Annotated in this window: 1 protein-coding gene; it reads left to right on the top strand. The window is 65.0% G+C overall.

Annotated elements, in window-relative coordinates; genetic code table 11:
• The first annotated feature begins 110 nt into the window (after window positions 1-110).
• On the top strand, window positions 111-1,661 hold the full coding sequence (locus tag ACFVWT_RS22550) for an amino acid permease (RefSeq protein WP_390251882.1): 1,551 nt from the start codon (window positions 111-113) through the stop codon (window positions 1,659-1,661).
• Window positions 1,662-1,742 lie beyond the last annotated feature (81 nt).

Here is a 1,742-nt window from a genome sequence, read left to right as displayed (position 1 = left end):
GTCCTCGAACACAACCTGCTCACCGCCGAGCAACTCGAAGACCTCCTCAGCCCCCAACGCCTCGCCAACCTCAGCAAGTAGTCCCCAACCGCCCCTGTAAGGACCCCCCCATGACACAGCCCCAGCAGGACACTGCCCAAAAGCAGGTCATCACCGACCACACCATCCCGGCTCACGCCCACGCCTCCGAAGCCTCCCTCCACCGCGAGGATGAGGGTTACCACAAGGGGCTCAAGCCCCGGCAGGTCCAGATGATCGCCATCGGCGGCGCGATCGGCACCGGGCTCTTCATGGGCGCCGGCGGCCGGCTTGCCACTGCAGGGCCGGCCCTCATCATCAGCTACGCGGTGTGCGGCTTCTTCGCCTTCATGATCCTGCGCGCACTCGGCGAGCTCGTGATGCACCGTCCGTCATCCGGCTCGTTCGTCTCCTACGCCCGGGAATTCTTCGGCGAGAAGGCCGCCTTCGTCACCGGCTGGCTGTACTGGCTGAACTGGGCGATGACCGCAATCGTGGACATCACCGCCGTCGCGCTCTACATGAACTTCTTCAAGAAATACTGGGCGCCCATCGCGGACGTTCCCCAGTGGACCTGGGCGCTGACGGCACTGATCCTGGTCCTCGGCCTGAACCTGATCTCCGTCAAGGTCTTCGGCGAACTTGAGTTCTGGTTCGCGCTCATCAAGGTGGTGGCGCTGGTGACCTTCCTGCTGGTGGGCATCTACTTCGTCATCTTCGGCACCCCCGTGGCCGGCCAGGAAGTGGGCTTCAGCCTGATCGCAGACAACGGCGGCATGTTCCCCAACGGGCTGCTTCCCGCGATCGTCGTCATGCAGGGCGTGGTGTTTGCCTACGCTTCCATCGAACTGATCGGTACCGCTGCCGGTGAAACCGAGAACCCGGAAAAGATCATGCCGAAGGCCATCAACACGGTGATCTTCCGGATCGCGGTGTTCTACGTCGGCTCCCTGGTGCTGCTTTCCCTCCTCCTGCCGTACACCGCCTACAAAGCCGGCGAAAGCCCGTTCGTCACGTTCTTCGGCTCCATCGGGGTTGAGGGCGTGGACGCCATCATGAACCTGGTGGTCCTCACCGCGGCGCTGTCCTCGCTCAACGCCGGGCTGTACTCCACCGGCCGGATCATGCGCTCCATGTCGGTCGCCGGATCCGCGCCCAAGTTTGCGGCCCGCATGAACAAGGCAGGCGTCCCCTACGGCGGCATTGCCTTGACCGCGGCCGTAGCCGTCCTCGGTGTGGTGCTCAACGCCATCGTTCCCGCCGAAGCCTTCGAAATCGTCCTGAACGTGGCGTCCCTGGGAATCATCAGCACCTGGGCCGTGATTGTCATGTGCCAGATGCAGCTGGCCCGGCTTGCCAAGCGCGGCGAGCTCCTGCGGCCGGCGTTCCGGATGCCCGGCGCCCCGGTGACCGGCTGGATCACGCTGGCCTTCCTGCTCGCTGTGCTGGTGCTCATGGCCTTCGACTCCCCTGTGGGAACCTGGACCATTGCCTCGCTGGTCATCGTCATCCCCGCGCTGATGCTGGGCTGGCGCCTCTGCCGGGAACGCGTCCTGGAGATCGCCGCGGTGCGCGACGGCTTCACCGGCCCGTACCCGCTCGTAGCCAATCGCCCGGGCCCGGGCGCGAAGAACAAGAGCTAACTCCGGCCAGCCGCTTCCACCAGCGCGAACGGACACTTGCGGCCCTGAAATCCTCGGATTCAAGGGCCGCAAGTGTCCGTT

The organism is Arthrobacter sp. NPDC058288 (assembly GCF_042880995.1).
GTDB lineage: Bacteria > Actinomycetota > Actinomycetes > Actinomycetales > Micrococcaceae > Arthrobacter.
The sequence above is the reverse complement of the archived record's forward strand: the minus strand, read 5'-3'. Positions and strand labels throughout refer to the sequence as shown.